This window comes from Deinococcus sp. QL22 (genome assembly GCF_023370075.1).
GTDB lineage: Bacteria > Deinococcota > Deinococci > Deinococcales > Deinococcaceae > Deinococcus.
This window is the reverse complement of record NZ_CP097153.1, coordinates 162,779-178,951: the sequence shown is the minus strand read 5'-3', so window position 1 is coordinate 178,951 and position 16,173 is coordinate 162,779. Positions and strand designations below refer to the sequence as shown.

Annotated in this window: 14 protein-coding genes and 1 pseudogene; 10 read left to right on the top strand and 5 right to left on the bottom strand. The window is 58.9% G+C overall.

The window, feature by feature from the left end:
• Positions 1 to 132: 132 nt before the first annotated feature.
• Positions 133 to 1,143 (bottom strand): LacI family DNA-binding transcriptional regulator, encoded by a 1,011-nt coding sequence (locus M1R55_RS25550; RefSeq protein WP_249396111.1) that lies wholly within the window; start codon positions 1,141 to 1,143, stop codon positions 133 to 135.
• Positions 1,144 to 1,586: 443 nt separating this feature from the next.
• On the opposite strand from M1R55_RS25550, the gene M1R55_RS25545 reads away from it, so the two are divergent.
• The 4 genes from M1R55_RS25545 (at position 1,587) to M1R55_RS25530 (ending at position 6,955) form a co-directional block, all read left to right on the top strand.
• The gene (locus M1R55_RS25545; RefSeq protein WP_249396126.1) at positions 1,587 to 2,861 is read left to right on the top strand and encodes a sugar ABC transporter substrate-binding protein; all 1,275 of its coding nucleotides are present in this window, start codon (positions 1,587 to 1,589) and stop codon (positions 2,859 to 2,861) included.
• Between the two features lie 188 nt (positions 2,862 to 3,049).
• Positions 3,050 to 3,937, top strand: coding sequence for a carbohydrate ABC transporter permease (locus tag M1R55_RS25540; RefSeq protein WP_249396110.1), 888 nt, complete (start codon positions 3,050 to 3,052; stop codon positions 3,935 to 3,937).
• Positions 3,934 to 4,815: a carbohydrate ABC transporter permease gene (locus M1R55_RS25535; RefSeq protein ID WP_249396109.1), complete on the top strand. Its 882-nt coding sequence runs from the start codon at positions 3,934 to 3,936 to the stop codon at positions 4,813 to 4,815. The genes M1R55_RS25540 and M1R55_RS25535 overlap by 4 nt, the downstream gene beginning before the upstream one ends.
• A 70-nt stretch (positions 4,816 to 4,885) precedes the next feature.
• A complete protein-coding gene (locus M1R55_RS25530) occupies positions 4,886 to 6,955 on the top strand; it encodes a beta-galactosidase (RefSeq protein ID WP_249396108.1) in 2,070 nt (689 codons plus the stop codon).
• A 121-nt stretch (positions 6,956 to 7,076) separates the two neighbouring features.
• Here the strand turns inward: M1R55_RS25530 and M1R55_RS25525 are convergent.
• A pseudogene (locus tag M1R55_RS25525) lies at positions 7,077 to 7,277 on the bottom strand (IS3 family transposase); the annotation flags it as partial.
• A gap of 572 nt (positions 7,278 to 7,849) precedes the next feature.
• Between M1R55_RS25525 and M1R55_RS25520 the strand changes: the two are divergent.
• The 5 genes from M1R55_RS25520 (at position 7,850) to M1R55_RS25500 (ending at position 12,504) form a co-directional block, all read left to right on the top strand.
• Positions 7,850 to 9,595, top strand: coding sequence for an ATP-binding protein (locus M1R55_RS25520; RefSeq protein ID WP_249396107.1), 1,746 nt, complete (start codon positions 7,850 to 7,852; stop codon positions 9,593 to 9,595).
• Positions 9,596 to 9,908: 313 nt separating this feature from the next.
• Positions 9,909 to 10,646 (top strand): DUF72 domain-containing protein, encoded by a 738-nt coding sequence (locus tag M1R55_RS25515; protein WP_249396106.1) that lies wholly within the window; start codon positions 9,909 to 9,911, stop codon positions 10,644 to 10,646.
• Positions 10,647 to 11,007: 361 nt separating this feature from the next.
• Entirely contained in the window at positions 11,008 to 11,196 is a 189-nt protein-coding gene (locus M1R55_RS25510; RefSeq protein WP_249396105.1) for a hypothetical protein, read from the top strand.
• Between the two features lie 385 nt (positions 11,197 to 11,581).
• Positions 11,582 to 11,947 carry a helix-turn-helix transcriptional regulator gene (locus M1R55_RS25505; protein WP_249396104.1) on the top strand — a complete coding sequence of 122 codons (366 nt, stop codon included), beginning with the start codon at positions 11,582 to 11,584 and terminating at the stop codon, positions 11,945 to 11,947.
• 32 nt (positions 11,948 to 11,979) lie between these two features.
• Positions 11,980 to 12,504 (top strand): SRPBCC domain-containing protein, encoded by a 525-nt coding sequence (locus tag M1R55_RS25500; protein ID WP_249396103.1) that lies wholly within the window; start codon positions 11,980 to 11,982, stop codon positions 12,502 to 12,504.
• 383 nt (positions 12,505 to 12,887) lie between these two features.
• Here the strand turns inward: M1R55_RS25500 and M1R55_RS25495 are convergent, their stop codons facing one another.
• The gene (locus M1R55_RS25495; protein WP_249396102.1) at positions 12,888 to 13,442 is read right to left on the bottom strand and encodes a hypothetical protein; all 555 of its coding nucleotides are present in this window, start codon (positions 13,440 to 13,442) and stop codon (positions 12,888 to 12,890) included.
• 72 nt (positions 13,443 to 13,514) lie between these two features.
• Positions 13,515 to 13,994 (bottom strand): hypothetical protein, encoded by a 480-nt coding sequence (locus M1R55_RS25490; RefSeq protein WP_249396101.1) that lies wholly within the window; start codon positions 13,992 to 13,994, stop codon positions 13,515 to 13,517.
• 404 nt (positions 13,995 to 14,398) lie between these two features.
• Here M1R55_RS25490 and M1R55_RS25485 point away from each other — a divergent pair, with 404 nt between their 5' ends.
• Positions 14,399 to 14,572 (top strand): WGxxGxxG family protein, encoded by a 174-nt coding sequence (locus M1R55_RS25485; protein ID WP_249396100.1) that lies wholly within the window; start codon positions 14,399 to 14,401, stop codon positions 14,570 to 14,572.
• 172 nt (positions 14,573 to 14,744) lie between these two features.
• Here M1R55_RS25485 and M1R55_RS25480 read toward each other — a convergent pair whose 3' ends face one another.
• Complete coding sequence (locus M1R55_RS25480; protein ID WP_249396099.1) at positions 14,745 to 16,013, bottom strand: MFS transporter; 1,269 nt, start codon at positions 16,011 to 16,013, stop codon at positions 14,745 to 14,747.
• Positions 16,014 to 16,173 lie beyond the last annotated feature (160 nt).

The following is a 16,173-nucleotide window of genomic DNA, read 5'->3' as shown; positions in this document are numbered from 1 at the left end:
TCATCGTGCTCAGCATGGTGAGTTGAGCAGGACTGAGGGCTATGTCCGGCCCCCCAGCCTCTTCCCCACTGCTGCTCTGATCACGTCAGCATGGGCAGGCTAAGGGGGCACAACAGCAGATCAGAAGCAGATTCACGGTTGATTCGACTTCACTGAAGTACGACGTCGATCCTGTGGGTGGTGTAGAGCAACTGATTCTCGTTTGACCAAGAATGTGGGCACGTTGATCGTGCGGTCGGGTGATTCTCCCTCAATGCTCGCCAGCAGAGCATTTAATGCTCTTCGGGCAAGTTCGCTGTAATTATGGTTCACAGTTGTCAGGGCAGGTGTGACCACCTGTGCAAGGAAAATGTCGTCAAAACCTACTACGGAGAGATCTTTCGGAACATTCAATCCATGTTCCCGGGCGGCCATCAGGACACCGGCAGCCACAAGATCATTGGCACAGACTGCCGCAGTGGGTCGCTGCGAAGAGTGAAGAAGCTGCTTGAGCGCCTCAACACCTGATTCAATAGACAGGCCGGTAAGTTGAACCCATTCAGGGGGATGGTGTGGGGAGAAGCCTTGATAGACAGAGAGTTTATCGAGGGTATTGGTGACGTCCGGACGGCCACCTAAAAAGGCAACGTCCGTATGACCTTGCTCATGCAAATGCGAGAGAATGGCGCTCATTCCACCCGATTCGTCGGATCTTACGCTGGAGATAATGTTCACGTCGGCTAAGTCACCATTAACGGTGACAATTGGAAGCCGTTCAGCAAGCTCTTGCATCAGTTGAATGTCTTCTGGAGGTGGCTCTGGATCATTGGTCAGTCCGCCCAGAACCACGAGACCGTCCACTTGCTGTTCTGCAAGTGTCCGCAGGTAGGTGCGTTCAAGTTCGCGGGTGCTGACCGTATTTCCGAGGATGATCGTGTATCCACACTCGAACGCTTTGACCTCCAACTGCATAAAAATTTGGGCAAAAAAAGGGTTGACGATATCGGGCAGGATGCAGCCAATGGTGTTGGAACGGTGATGGTAGAGATTTTGAGCCAAGCGATTGGGTCTGAAGCGCAGGTCATGCATGGCACATTCCACACGAAGGCGCAAATCACTGTTGACGGTACTGATCCCGTTGAGCACCCGGGAGACGGTGGCCACGGAAACTTGAGCGTGTCGGGCGATGTCGTAAATGGTTGGGGCTTTTTTCCGGATGCTGAACCCCCCTTGAGAAACCGGTTACTTGTAGTGTAAGCTGAAGAGGCATGACAATCAATTACTTTAGTCAGCTCCTTTGAATATTGGTCTTCTAGGATACGACCCTGTTGTTTAGAATGCCCTTACTCGTTGTGTGGGCTCTAATCTGTTGGCAAAGAACATGAACTTCGTCTCAGGGGAGTTCGCTTTCCGGAGGTCATGAGTGGATTGACTGTTCTCCTTTAGATTGGCCGCCGAGAATCACAAATCCAGATCTCTGTTGTTCAGTAACCGGTTACTGGCAGACCAGATGTTGAGTTTGTCGAAAATTCTATCCAGCAACCGGTTACTTGGCTACTTCGCGTCACTTTCCTCTCTTTACCGTTTTCCTAGCCTCAGGAGGCCCTATGAAGAAGTTAATTCTGCTGTCCGCTCTTGCTCTTGTCACGTCTGCCGCTGCCCAAAGCAGTGCGCTGTCAGGCACCGTTACCCTCTGGTCTTGGGATGTCGCTGCCAAAGCTCTCCAAAGCACCGTGCCCAGCTTTAACAAGAAGTACCCCAACGTCAAAGTGAATATCGTCGATCTTGGAAACCAGAGTGTCTATGACCGCGGCCTTGCGGGCTGCGCCGCGGGTGGCGTCGATCTTCCTGATGTGTATTCCATTGAAAACAATGAAGCAGAAGTGTTTTGGGCGCGCTTCCCTGACTGCTTTACTGACCTCAATACGCTGGGAGCAGACAAACTGGTCAAGAATTTCCCCGCTTTTAAGTGGACGGAGCTCACCGCCAACGGCCGACGCTACGCCATGCCCTGGGATTCCGGCCCCGTGGTCCTGTTTTACCGGCGCGACCTGTATCAGCAAGCAGGCATCAATCCCACCGCCATCCGGACGTGGGACGACTTCATTGCCGCAGGGAAAAAGCTCAACGCAAAATTTGGGAACAAGGTTAAAATGGCGACCATCGCCAATGGCCAAGACGACGAGTGGTTCCGCATGCTGGCCAACCAGAATGGCTGCTTTTACTTTGACGATGGCGGCCAGCAGATCACGATCAACAAGTCTGGATGCGTGACAGCTCTCAACACCATCAAGAAACTCAATGACGCCAAGGTTCTGGCCACCGGCGACTGGGGCGGGCAGATTACCAACATCAAGGCGGGCAAGACGGCCAGCGCCATGTACGGCGCCTGGTACGAAGGCACCATCCGAACCAATGCAGCCGACCAGAAGGGCAAGTGGGGCGTGTACCTTATGCCGGCCAGCCGAACAGGCGGCGTGCGGGCCAGCAACTTGGGAGGCAGCGCCCTGGCCATTCCAAGCAGCAGCAAAAATAAACCCGCGGCCTTTGCTTTCCTGCAGCATGCCGTCGGCAGCACCACCGGCCAGATCGCCATGCTGAAAACACAGGGACTGGTTCCCAGTCTGCTCGCCGCCACCAAAGATCCCTACGTGGCGCAAGGTCAAGCGTTCTGGGGAAACCAGAAGGTCTGGCAGACCATTCTCGGCACCCTGGGCGACGTGCCCCAGGCGCGTGGGACCCAGTACTTTCAGGATGCCCGTCAGATCATGATTGTCGTGCAGACCGACTACCTCAACGGCAAATATAAAACTGCACAGGAAGCGCTGAATGACGCGGCCAAGAAAATCAGCAGCGCCACAAGCCTTTCCATCGCGAAATAAATCAGATGCAGCAGGTCTCCTGCGAGAGTCGCGCGGCCCGCTGTTCCCCTTGAAGTTCCAGCGATTTCACTGGGTCAAGCGGGAATCTGCGGTCGCCTGGAAATGACTCCTGCAGGAGATCCAAGATAGGGCGGGGACATCAGTCAGCCCGCCCTTTTGCTCTGCGTTCTCTGCCTTGAGGTTCATCCATGACGACCGTTCCTGCACTGCCCCGAACCCGACGCCGATTCCCGGCTGCGCCGTACCTGTTCATCTTGCCTTACCTGCTGATTTTCCTCAGCTTCTGGGCCTGGCCTATCATCAGCTCCTTTCTGATGAGCTTCAAAGACTCCCGGCTGGGCGCGGCCGCGCCCTACAGTCTGGCAAACTGGTCGCGCCTGTTGGGGGATGAGTTCTTCCTGACCGCGCTGAAAAACACGCTGCTGATCTTGGTGATTCAGGTACCGACCATGCTGATGCTGGCCACGACCTTGGCCATCGCACTGAACAGCCGTCACCTCCGGGCCCGGGGCCTGTTCCGGTTCGCTTTTTTCGCGCCGCTCGTCGTTGGGACAGTCGCCTACTCCGCGGTCTTCCGGTTGCTGTTCAACTCTGACTTTGGGATGGTCAACCATACCCTGACCACTCTTGGCCTTCCTGCTGTCGACTGGTTGAACCAGCCTGTCCCTGCCATGGCCGTTATTATTCTTGCCCTGACGTGGCGCTGGACCGGGTACAACACCATCATTTTACTGGCCGGTCTTCAGGGCATCCGCGAGGAGCTGTATGAGGCCGCCTCGATCGATGGGGCGACCCCCTGGCATCAGTTCTGGAAGATCACTCTGCCTCTCCTGCGGCCCACCTTGCTGTTTTGCCTGGTGCTGAGCCTGATCGGCACACTGCAACTGTTCACCGAGCCTGCGCTGATCACCAACAGTGGTCCAGGAAACGCCACCATGACGTTAGGCACCTACCTGTACCAACAGGGATTCCGGAGCTTTAACTTCGGGTACGCCAGCACCATTGCCTATACGGTCGCCGGCATCGCTGCAATTGTCAGCATGGTGCAGCTGCGCCTGTTTGGGAGAGAAGAATGACCTCCCAGACGACACGGCCGAACACCGCACAGGCCTTATCACGCCGCGCCCAAACCCGTCGCTTGGGCAGTAGCCTTCTCCTTCATGCTGCGTTGATCCCGTTGGCCCTGCTGTTTCTGGCACCGCTGTATCTGATGGTGGTGTTTAGCACCCATTCAGACAGTGCCATCTTTAGTCCATCACCTCCCTTATCGCTCGGGGGAGCCTTCCGGGAAAACTTTAGTCAACTTCAGGCCGATACCAACTTTGTCCGTGCTCTGGGCAACAGCATCGTGATTTCCACCCTGTACACGCTGGTCAGCATGTTGCTCACCAGTATGGCTGGATACGCCTTCTCAAAATATGTGTTCCCCGGCCGCAACATCTTGTTTGGTCTTATCTTGGCGACGCTGACCATTCCCAGCTTTGTCACGATTATTCCGCAGTTCATTCTGGTTGCCCGTGACCTGCACCTCAGCAATACCTACTGGGCGGTCATCCTTCCGACCCTCGCAAATACTATTGGCATCTTCTATATGCGTCAGGCCTTTCAAACCGTTCCAGATGACCTGCTGCATGCTGCCCGCATCGACGGGGCCAACGAATGGCGTACCTTCTGGCAGATTGCGTTACCGGTGGTACGTCCGACCCTTGCCGCACTCGCCATTTTGCTGTTCTTGTCCAGCTGGAACGACTACCTGTGGCCGCTGATCGTCCTGACTCAAAAGGACAGTTACACCATGCCAGTGGCGCTGGGAACCCTCGTGGGTCTCACGCGCGTGTCCTGGGGTGCCCTGATGGTCGGAACGACCATTGCTACCTTGCCCTTCCTCGCCCTCTTCCTCGCCCTGCAGCGCCACTTCGTCGCTGGCATTGCGGGCGGCGCTGTTAAAGACTAAAGCCTCCTCTCGCCTGGCCACAGGACGAAGTGGTTAGGCCATTCACTTCTTTAGGTCAAAAAGGTCTCGTATGTTTGACATCAACAACTTTGACGGCATCATTTACGGTGCAGATTACAATCCGGAACAATGGCCCCGCGAAATCTGGCGTGAAGACGTCCGGCTGATGAATGAGGCGGGCGTGAACCTCGTTTCCCTCGGCATCTTCTCGTGGGCTCACCTCGAACCTCAACCCGGTACCTATATTTTCGACTGGCTAGACGAGGTCATGGACTTGCTTCACGAGCATGGCATCGGGGTGAATTTGGCCACAGCTACAGCGTCTCCGCCCCCCTGGTTGTCCCTCAAATATCCAGACTCCAAACCCGTGACGGCCGACGGTGTGCGGCTGGAAGTGGGTGGACGGCAGCTCTATTGCCCCAGCCACAAGGCCTTCCGTACCCATGTCCGGGAGTTGACTGAGCAGTTGGCGCGGCGCTATCAGGATCATCCGGCCCTCAAGCTGTGGCATGTCAACAATGAGTACGGCTGCCACGTTGATCAGTGCTTTTGCTCTCTCTGTGCTGAAGAGTTCCGGAGTTGGTTACGCGACAAATACGGAACGCTCGACACCCTCAATTTCGCCTGGGGCACTGCTTTCTGGAGCCAGCGGTACGGCGACTGGGCAGAAATCCAACCGCCCCGCCGCGCTCCCACCTACGCCAATCCGACACAGCAACTCGACTGGCGGCGCTTTTCTAGCGACAATCTTCTCACCCTGTACCGGTTGGAAGCGGACGTCCTCCGGAACATGACGCCCCACATTCCGGTGACCACCAATTTCTTGGGATTCTTGCCGGGTTTGGATTACTTTAAGTGGGCACAGGAGGAAGACGTCGTCTCTCTGGACGCTTATCCTGATCCTGGTGGCAGCCGTCCTCATTTCGAAGCGGGAATGAGCTACGACATGATGCGCTCGTTGCGGGGTGGGCAGCGGTGGATCTTGATGGAACAGGCGACCAGCGCTGTGAACTGGCGTGAGCGCAATTCCCTGAAACGGCCCGGCTTGATGCGGCTGCTCAACCATCAAGCACTCGCGCATGGAGCGAGCGGTCTGATGTTCTTTCAATGGCGTGCTTCCCGTGCTGGCGCAGAGAAGTACCACAGTGGCATGGTGCAGCATGTGGGACCAGAGCGGTCTAGAGTCTGGCAGGAAGTGAAAGCTCTTGGACAGGAACTCAAGACCCTCGCTGAACTGACCCAGGCGCGGCTGCCGGCCCGCGTGGCCATAATGTTTGATTGGAACAACTGGTGGGCTTTGGAGATTGACAGTAAGCCTGCAGCTCTGAAGCTGATGCCCTTGGTGCAAAAGTGGTACGCCGCTCTCAAGCAACTGGGGCAGAACGTCGATTTCGTTCATCCTGAGGGTGATCTCAGTGCCTACGACGTCGTGGCCCTGCCCAACCAGTACCTGCTGTCTCATCCTGCCGCCCAGAATGTCCGCCGCTTTGTCGCATCAGGCGGCACGTTGGTCAGCGGCTTTTTCAGTGGTATCGTCGATGAGCACGAGCATGTCCAGCTCGGCGGATACCCGGCCCTGCTAGGTGACGTGCTGGGGCTCTGGGTCGAAGAATGGGTCGTCTTGCAGCCTCACGAGAAAAATCAAATTCAGCTGCTGAACAGTGGCACGACTTACGACGTCTTCAACTGGGCTGAAGTTATCCACCTCACGGGCGCAGAAATGTTGGCAACCTTCCAGCAAGACTTTATAGCCGGCCAACCTGCGGTGACGTCCCACCACTTTGGTGCTGGGAAAGCGTATTACCTCGCCGGCGATTTTCCCGAAGAGGCCGTGATTGATCTGCTGGCGCAGGTGTTGCTCCATGCTGACGTTCCCATGTGCCGCCTCCCAGAAAGGCTCAACGTGACCCTTTCTGAACTGGGGGAGACCTGTGTACTGCATCTGTTGAACGTTCATCCGACTCAACCCTTGCAGATCAGGCTTCCTGATGGTGGGCTTTGCTTTGAAAATGGAACCTATCTGCCGCAGGTTATGACGCTCGCGCCGTACGGAATCGCGCTGGTGCGTTACCACCGGAGCGTGCGTATGGATGAACTCCAGGTTCAGGACGAAGTCTCAGCCCACGCACCCAGCCCCTGAACGCGCCAAACGCTTGAGCTCTGCATCTTCAGTGAGTGCCCAGCCTGTTGGCGCAATGCCTTTGGCAACCCGGGAGTAGGCTTGAGTCGGTCTTGCATACGTCGGGTTAAGCCACCCCTGCTTAGCGCTCGAACTTGTGTGGTGTCAAGTCGTCCAGTGTCGAATGACGGCGTTGTCGATTGGAGAACACCTCGATATATTCGAAGATCGCTTGGCGAGCAACGGCCCGGCTCTCGAAGGGAGCCGTGTCCAGCAGCTCCTAGTTCAGGGAGCTGAAAAAGCTCTCCAGAACGCTGTTGTCCCAGCAGTTCGCCTTGCGGCTTGTCTGTTGAGGGTGGGACTGGACGCGGCAGATCGTCCTGGCGACAGGTGGCGAGCACCGCGCATGAGCTGGGATCGCCGCGTTCCCCCGTCCCCGCCTGAAGCCCGAACAAGTGCCTGAACCGAAGAGTTCGTCTCTGCAAGCCCGTGCTTGGCGGGAACACGTCCCCATCCCCTTGTTTAGGAGGCTGTTATGTCCAGCCAAGAATATTTCGTTGGAAGTGACATTTCGAAGTTCCGCCTGGATGTCGCCTTGCTGCCGGGATCGTGCACTTGATCGAGCGGCTGACCCAGAGGCCACCGACCCTGGGGGTGCTGGAGGCCACTGGAGGGATGGAGCGGCGGATCCTCATGGCATTGCAGACCGCTCACCTTCCTACCCTCACTCAGCAGGTACGTCGTCATTGACGTTGACCCAGCCGGCCTGCCACTGATGCGTGAATTCGGCTGGACACGCTCTGGGTCTTGGAAGCACGGCTGTCCTTAGCTTCTTCAGCGCTTGCCGCTCGACTGATAGATGAATAAAACTCCGGCTATCCAGGTCTGTTTGCACTGACCTATCCTCAGCTTTCCATGACACCCCCCGCTGCTCCTCGTGCTGTCCCTCCCGCCTTCTTCCTCGGGCAGAGTGACCTCGCGCAAGACATGCAGGCCCTCGACTGGTCGCTGACCCCCTTGGGATCGCCCGACTTGTGGCCAGACAGTTTACGAACCGTCGTTAATCTGCTGCTCAACACCGCCACTCCTATGGTCTTGCTCTGGGGCGAAGAGTTGATCCAGCTCTATAACGATGGCTACCGGGAGGTCATGGACGGCAAACATCCGGCGGGTCTCGGCCAACCCACTCAACAGTGCTGGCCCGAGGTGTGGAGTTTCAACGCGCCCATCTATCACCAGGTGCTGACTCAGGGCGTCTCCTTGCAGTTTGTGGATCAACCGCTGTCCCTGACTCGCCACGGAGGACAGGAAGATGGCTACTTCACCCTGAGTTACAGCCCGGTGTATGACGAGCAGTCCAGCGTCGCCGGCATCTTGGTCACAGTCTCCGAAACGACTCACCGCGTGCTGGCCGAGCATCAATTGCAACAGCGCACCCAGGAAGTCGACGTACGCAATCAGGCGCTCGAAGCCTTTGCTCAACTCACGCGTGACCTGAGCTTGGAGACAGACCGCTTCCCCCTGATCCGGCGGGCTCAAGAGATTGTGTTGGGCTTGTTGCCCCTGGGGTACGCGGTGTACTACGAGCTGCAAGATGGGCCGCAGCCCCGCTGGCGCGTCAAGTCGCAAGTGGGCAGTCTGGGGAGTGAAGCGTTGCAGGCGGTCGTGGACGCAGGGCTGCGCTATGAAGCACAGGGGGTTCTGAAGCCGTTCACCAGCCTCCAGCCCTGGTATCAGGACCACTATGCGCACGGCACAGATACCCCTGCGGAGGTGATCGGGCATGTCAACACGGCGGTGTCTTTGCCCGTGCTGATTCACGGCAAGCCGGTTGGGGTGTTTTGTGTGGCGTTATTTGAACAACGCTCTTGGACCGCTGTTGATCACGTTGTGCTGGAGGCTGCCCTTCACAATCTCACCTCGGCCCTGGAACGAGCTGAGGGGGTGGCCCAAGTCCTGGCAGAACGTCAGAAACTCCAGGCCACCAATGATGAGCTGGAGGCCTTTACCTACAGCGTCTCACATGACTTACGGACTCCGGTACGGCATATCAATGGGTTTAGTAGCTTGCTGCGCAAGTCGCTGAGTGAGCGGTTGGATCCCGCCTCAGCGCGCTCCCTGAAGATCATTGAGGACTCCGCCCAGCGGATGAATGCCCTCATTGATGCCATGCTCGATCTCTCTCGCACGGCCAGACAACCCCTCCAGATGCGCTTGGTGGATCTGGGGGCGTTGGTGACTGGGCTCCAGGCGGAGTTGGCGTATGAGGAACGAGGACGCCAGGTGGAGTGGCAAGTGCGGGCCCTGCCGATCGTGATGGGTGACCCGCAATTGTTGCGGCAGGTGATGCTGAATCTGCTGTCGAATGCCCTGAAGTACAGCCGTCATGCCGCGCAGGCGCGGATTGAGGTCTGGGCTGAAGAGCATACGCATAAGTGGATGATCCATGTGCACGACAATGGGACAGGTTTTGACAACCGGTACAAAGACAAGTTATTTGGGGTATTCCAGCGGCTGCACCGTCAGGAGGAGTTTGAGGGCACGGGGGTGGGCTTGGCGACGGTGCGGCGGATTGTCTTGCGGCATGGGGGTCAGGTGGCCGCCGAGGGTCAAGTGAGTCAGGGCGCGACGTTTTGCTTTACCTTGCCCAAGCTTCCTTAAGACGGCTCTCCCTTTGCAGAGCCGGCAGAGCGAATGCGCCCGCGACCATTCTGCCGAGGGTGGGTGAAACGATGGGTGGAGTAGGCCACGGGACTAGGCCTGTGGCCATCAGGGCGAAGCAGGCAGGGACACAGGTGCATGGGGAGAAAATCGTGCCCCGATCACCCGCGACGGCCAGCATTACCAGGCCCAGCGTCACGACCGGTAGGGAATGAACGGTCAACATGGCCGCCCGAGGGGGATGTCGTCTTGCCTCTCATCAATGCCACACCACGCGGTGAGCGCTACCCAACGCCACATGTCACCATTGGACATGCCGGACTCCTCCCTGTACCTCGGCTGTGCCGGTTGGAACATCGCCAGTGGCCAGCGTTCCCTCTTCGGTCCGGGCGAGAGCGTGCTGCAGCGGTATGCCACCCGCCTGAACGCGGTCGAGATCAACTCCTCGTTCTACCGCCCCCATCGCCAGAGCACCTACCAACGCTGGGCCGACACGGTTCCAGACGCCTTCAGGTTCAGTGTCAAGCTCCCCAGAACCATCACCCATGACGCACGGTTACACGGGTGTGAGCCCCTGCTGTCGGTCTTCCTCAGTGAGGCGGGTGGCCTGGGGCACAAGCTGGGGTGCCTCCTCGTCCAGTTGCCCCCCAGCCTGGTGTTTGCTTCTGAGCTGGCCCGCACGTTCTTTCAGGCCCTCCGGCGGATCACGCCCGTGCCGGTGGTGTGCGAACCCCGGCATCCGTCCTGGTTCACGCCCGAAGCGGACGAGCTGTTGGCCACGTTCAGCATTGGGCGCGTGGCGGCTGATCCGTTGGTGACGCCCGGGGCGGCCGTGCCGGGTGGGTTCGGGGAGACCACTTACTACCGGTGGCACGGCTCGCCGAGAATCTACGCCTCCAGCTACGCCGAGGAGACCCTTCTGGGCCTGACCCGCACGCTTCATGGACACGCGGCGGATCGGGTGTGGGTGGTCTTTGACAACACGGCGTCGGGCGCTGCAGTGGACAATGCCCTGACGCTCCAGCGCCTGGTGGCTGCACGGCCCGAGTAAACGTTCACGGCCCTAAACCTCGGTCCTTCGGGACACGTCCGGCTTGGAAGCACCTGAGCCAAAGGCGTGAGGGACGAGCCGTGGGCGCCGCCGCACTCGTGAACGGCCCTCGGATCAAGGAACATCACCCAGGGTCAGCGGCTGAGCCATTCGCCAACTGCATCGGAAGGCTGGTGTGGGGAACAGCGGAGGCTCAAGCTGCTGTTTGAGACCAGGATGGTTTCGCCCGCGGCTGGCCGAACACCAAGTGCTTCAGCGTGATGAGCCCGCACTCTCTCCAGCCCACGTTCGGCCCCCTCTCCACTGAGGGATACTGTGTGCCCGCCTGGGCCCGCGCTAGAGCCGGCGGAAGAGTCCCGTCATGCCTAAAGATAGAATCCCCACCTACCAACAAACCTATCCCTCAGACCTCGCCATCATTGACGCCTTGAAACTCGAAGGTCTTCAGCCGGCTAACGGTCAAACCGTCGCCGCCCTCTTTAAGCTCCGGACAGGTGACCGCGAACACCTCAGTGGCCTGTACTGGCCCTCGGATGCCGTGCCCCTGTAGATCAAGACGTCCACTTGAACGCTGCGCGAGTTGTTTCGCTGAGCGAGAGTACTCATAGGATTTGGCCAACATTTCAGCGTTCGCTAAGGGAATTCCTCTGAGCGGGAACAGAAGTTCCCGCTCTCGTGCGACCCTTGAAGCCTCACCTCCACAGGCCAAGCGGCTTTTGGCGAGGCCGCCCTCGCGCGCCCTGGCGCTGGAGAAGATTGGCGGCCCAAACACGCCGCGCTGAGGGTAGCCACACCATGGCAACTTGGGCTTGGCACAGGCATCACCTGACCGGATCGAACGATCACCGAGGAAGCGTATGTCCTCTTGCGGGAATATTCCCAGTATGGTATATTGATGGCAGTTCAACCTACCCTCTTGAGGGAAAGGAGGAAGCATGACCGTGGATTCCGCGACCCTGAGCGCGCTGGCCGAACCAACCCGGCTTCACATCATTGAACTGTTGCGCCAGGGGCCCTTCACGGTCGGTGAAATTGCTCTGCGTCTTCAGATTCGCCAGCCCCAAGCGTCTAAGCACCTTCGCGTCCTCAGTGACGCGGGTCTGGTCGAAGCCGAAGCCATCGCCAACCGGCGCATCTATCGGTTACGCGTCCAGCCTTTTCAGGACTTGGACGATTGGATCGGTTCCTACCGATCCCTCTGGGCAGATCGCTTCGACCAACTTGACACCCATTTACAGCGGCTCCAGCAGCCCAACAGCCCTGACGCTCCTCCACCGCTCGCCCTGCCTACTGACCCGTAACCACAGTAACTTTCCCCATTTCGGAGGTTCTTATGACCCGTCCCGCCACTGCCATGACGTCCAGAGTTGAAGCCGGAACCGACCTCATTCTTGAGCGTGTGTTTAGGGCGCCCCGCCCACTGGTCTTTGCTGCGTTTTCAACGCCAGAGCAGTTGAGTCAGTGGTGGGGACCCAGAGGCTGGGAATTGCCCGTCTGCACCGTTGATTTTCGTCCGGGTGGACGCTGGCATTACTGCATGAAATGCGTGGACGAAACTCAGGGAGAGTTTTACGGTATGGAGTCATGGGGACTGGGTATCTATCAGGACATCGAAGCTCCGGCCCGCATCGTATACACCGACTACTTTTCCGATGCTGAAGGTCAGATCAACGCGGAGTTGCCGCCCACCCTCTCAACGCTGACTTTTGAGGAGGTTGAAGGCGGCACCAAAGTCACCAACCGCGGCTCCTACGCGACTGCTGCAGCCTTACAGACCGTGATGGACATGGGGATGTTGCACGGCATCACCCAAACGTGGGATCGCTTGGCCGAATACTTGGAAGCGCAAACTCCCTGAGCCTGCTGCAGGCATCAAGGGGGTGGTTTAAGGGTGCTACGAAGCGCAAAGTGAAGGCTTTCCCGAGCTAGACCGGGAAACGCTCAATCCCCCAGTCCTCCCCGCGCTGGGCCTTGACCGGCGCCAGCCGGGAAGACACCTTCTTCGATGGCCCAGTACTGTTGCCTGGAGCTTCCCTAGACAAGTGCTGAGAATGCGCCGAGTCGGCACTTTCTGACTGTGAGGGGAGAATCCGAACGTGTAGTGGAGGAACAGCCCAGCGTACCCCTAGATGGGAAACAGGGGAAGTGCCGGTGCTCGCGTCGCTCTTCCAGCCTGAGACACTGCTCACCCGCCTAGCAACATCCGTGCAGGCAGGTCACGCCTCCAGAGGCTCTTCGTGCTCAGAAAAAGGTGCAGTACGCGGCCCAGGAAGCACTGCCGGGGCTGCCGTCTCGCCCGAAGGTGTAGCTGAGGTCGTAGTAGCCTGCCCCAGAACTCTGCGTGCGCTCGAAGGCCAGCTTGACGGGGCCAAACTGAACACTGTTGCTGGCCATGTCACCGCTGGTAGCGGTGCGCTGAACCCAGGCTTGAAGAGCGGGGACGCGCTCAGAGCGCATCCCGAAACATTGCTGTGCCACCGTCGCGAACAGCTGCGCCGTGACCCGGCGCGGCGCGGCCTTGAGGGCAGACACGTCTGGCCCTTGTGGGAGCACAGAGAACGTCACCGTTTGGATGCGGGCGACCTGCTGTGCGGTGGTGAGGCGCAGCTGGTAAGAGACGTCGAACGTGGTACTGGGGGTGAGGCGGTACTGGTACGCGCCGTAAGCTTCCCCTGCTCGGAAGTCACCTGCCCGGGTGATGACACGCACACTGGGGAACAGACGGTCGAAAGGGGTGGCTGCTGCGCCGGCGAAGCTGGTGGCGACGAGCAAGAGGGTCATGAGGGTTCGTTTCAAGGCGTGCTCCTTTGGAACAGTCGTTGGTGTTGCCGAGTCAATCGGTTATACGGATCGCCAGCACAAGGGGACTTATGGGAGATAGACCTGCGTGATCTTGACGATGGCAGCGCCTTCAACAGTCAATTCCACGACCATTCTGTTGGCGACCTCCAGTGGCCAGCAGGTGGTGCTGCCTTGCCAGGCACGGAAAAAGGTCGCCTCAGAAACGCGTAGTGGGCGGATACTCTGCTGGGTATTCAAACATTGCAACTCATAAGTTGTTCGAGGAGTGGTCTTCAACTTACGCAGTTGAGGGTTTGTATTGAAGGTCATCAATCCGCCGGGCGCTTTAAGCCAGAACTCTTGTTGAGAGACCACGCGCCGCGCCCGGATGGCACGCGCAATGTCTGTGGGGCTGTCCCGGTAAAGCTCTATAAAGTCGAGCGTCAGCGTCTTGGAGATCGATCCACTGGACTGAACTGCCGTCAAAATGGCGGCCTGAGTGGTCGCAGCCGCTCTAGCGGTGGAGCAGAGAATGAGCATGGCGGTGAGCATCGTCAAACGAATCATCAGGTCTCCTTGAGAACCACAAAACGCAGACAGAACGTGGATTGAGGAGGATGAGAGGAGAGGGCTGATCAGCGCGTCACCGTTGCCAGCAGATCAAGAGTGGCCCAGACGGTTAGACAGTGATTTCAGCGGCATGATGGCCAGAATAGGTGACCTACCGCATCCGGGCATCACCACAAAGGGTGATGTTGCCTCACTGCACTGTAAGACGGAATCCGCCCACCCCGGCACACATCCGCGCCTGTGTATCTGCACGATATGTTCACTCCACTTCCCTGTGCAGTGATATCTGCGCTCATACGGTTGGGCTGGCCCCAATGTTTGGACAACTTCGAGGAGAGCCTCGGCTCAGGCGAGCCTTGGTCTCTACTTCACGCCGTCCAGTTTTTGTGGGCACTCCAACCTTGACCCCGGCCACGCCCGCGTTCGCGCCAGACATCACGGACACCACTGACACGCCCACGACCGACACCACCACCAATAACAACGATGACGGATTTGACTGGAGCTGGCTGGGCGTGTTGGGCTTGGCGGGTCTGGCAGGCTTACGGCGGGAGCCGGAGCGCGTCACACCTTGACTCCCCCCCAACGCTGGCCAGCACTTCCATGAGGCAGTTCTGCGGGGTTCAGGTGCCGTCTGGAACCGCGTTGACCAGGCAGGGCAGCCGCTGACCTTGTGCTGTCCCGACCAGGGCACCTTGGTTGGCGCGTTGCAGGGCAAGACAATTGGGGTGGCACAGCAGGCGCGTTTCAGTCAGCAGGCAACGGGCGTTCCGGTTCAGCTTCGGGGGCGTCCAGGTGCAGCCTGCGGAGACTGGGCACGCGTAGGGCCACCGCACCGACCACCACAAGGGTAACGACGCCGCCCAGCCACACAGAACGTACTGTCCCGAAGGCGCTGGCGGCCACACCACTTTCCAGTGCGCCCAGTTCATTGCTCGACCCAATAAACAACAGGCTGACGGCGGCCACCCTTCCCCGCATATGGTCAGGCGTTCTCAGGCGCAAGATGGCCTTGCGAATCACCATATTCACGCCGTCAAAGACTCCAGTAAAGAACAGCGCCACCAGCGATAGGAACAAGGTCTGTGACAGCGCGAACACGATGATGCTGACACCGAATCCCGCAACGCCCAGCAGCAATATCCGTCCACTGTTGCGCACGGGTGGAAAGCGGGCGGCCCACAGCATGACCAGCAAGGCTCCGGCGGCGGGGGCGGCCAGCATCAGGCCCAGGCCACTCGGTCCCACCTTCAGGATATCGGTGGCGAAAATAGGGAGCAGCGCCACTACGCCTCCAAACAGCACGGCAAACAGGTCAAGGGCCATGGATCCCAAGATCACAGGGTCGCGGCGTACGAACTTCAGCCCGCTGAGGATACTGCTGCGCATGCTTTCTTGTTCGGGCGGCGCAGGCTGCGGTCTTGGGCTGATGCGCCACAGGCCCACCCAAGAGGCCAGCGCCAATGCCGCGACCAGTGCGTAGGTTCCGGCGGCGCTCCAGGAGGCCAGCAACAAGCCGCCCAGCGTTGGCCCGATGATTGAACTGGCCTGTCCCACACTGCCCAGCCAAGACGAAGCGTTCAGAAACGCGGTGGCAGGTACGATCCGGGTTTCAAAAGCAGACGCCGCTGGATCGCCAAACCCCCGAGCTACACCTGCCATAAACACCAAGCTGTAGAGCAAGATCAACGTTTCTGGCCCTTCCCGGTAGGACACCACCGACAGCAGCGCGGCGCAGAGGGTAAAGACCGCCCGCGTGATCAGCAAAATGCTGCGGCGATCCAGCCGGTCGGCGTAGTGGCCGCCCAACAGGGCCAACCCCAGCGCCGGAACAGCCTCAACCAGGCCCAACCACCCCAGTGCCAACGGGTCGCGTGTCAGCGCATACACCTGATAGCCAATAGCCACCGCCATCATGCGGCTTGCCAACGACGACCCCACACTGGCAACCAACAGGGCACGGAAGTCAGCAAACCGCAGGGCGGCATAGGGATCGGGGCGAGTCTGAACAGGCAACAGGGAGATCTCCGCGCTCCTACCCTATCCCTATCTACACGGCAAGCGGGCAACACCTCAGAGCAAGCCGCCTTCATTCTTGTTTCTGTTAGAGGAACGCCCCCGATGGGGCTGTGGTTCAACACGGTGTCCAGTGCGGAGGGGTCGCCGGTGATCCCTG